Annotated in this window: 1 protein-coding gene; it reads right to left on the reverse strand. The window is 55.3% G+C overall.

What is annotated here, in order from left to right; translation table 11 throughout:
- Window positions 1–152 precede the first annotated feature (152 nt).
- The coding region (locus NQ050_RS10995) for a transposase (RefSeq protein WP_257039383.1) at window positions 153–989 on the reverse strand (837 nt) is incomplete at its 5' end.

Genomic DNA, 989 nt, shown 5'->3' on the forward strand with positions numbered 1-989 from the left:
GGGGGTGTTCCTATATAGGTTGTCAACTCCGTGGGTGAGATTGTTGGGGGTGTGAAGGGCTTCTGTTTTACTTCGGCGATGTTGTTTTCGGGCATGCTGAGGGGCCGATTGGGCTTCCTGCGCAATCGGCTTGAGGTGAGGTTCTGTGGATTCTAGGCTGCTGCGGTCTCCTGGACTGTGGAGATGTCTCGGTAGCACTCGCCGTTACGCATCATGGCGAAGAGGACGTTAAGGCGTCGGCGTGCGAGTGCAACGACTGCCGCGTTGTGCCTTTTGCCTTCTTTGCGTTTTCGTTCATAGAATTGCCGGGAACGCTCGTGGAATCTGATCGATGCAAATGACGATTGCCATAGGGCGTTCTTCAATTTTTTGTTGCCAGCCCGGTTGGGTGAATTCGACATAATGGACGTTCCCGACTGATTCGTCCGCGGCGACAGACCTGCATAGGACGCTAGGTGCGCTGCATCAGGGAAGTCGGACATATCGCCAACAGTCATGAGGATCTGCGCGGCGCTACGCGGGCCGATGCCGGGCATGGACAAAAGAATCTCGGTTTGAGGAATGTCCTGAATGAGCTCGAGTACTTGGGCCTCGATTTCCTTGCGATGTTCTAGCTTGGCCAGTGCATCTTTGGCGGACATTGCTACGCCAAGTTCGGCGTATTCTGCGCCGGCAATGGTCACGGTCTGCCCGTGGATCGCCGCAAGCATGGCATCGATGACAGGCTCAGGATTACGTGCCCTGTGACTGCGTGCGAAGGCTGCTAGGCGAGCTTTACCGACGCGTCGAATCTTGGTGGGACCACCGTATTTCGCAAGAAGGTGGAGGATCCACTTTCGGTGAATCATTTGCCCGCGTAGGACATGTTCGAATGCAGGATGGGTTCCCACGAGCGCAGATCGCATCTGGTTAATCAGACGTGTGTAGGCCCTCGCGAGGTCTTCGTCGATACCGTTGAGGACTTTTAGCTGGATAAAGACTTCCTCAAC

This window comes from Corynebacterium sp. 122RC1 (assembly GCF_024580955.1).
Lineage (GTDB): Bacteria > Actinomycetota > Actinomycetes > Mycobacteriales > Mycobacteriaceae > Corynebacterium > Corynebacterium kozikiae.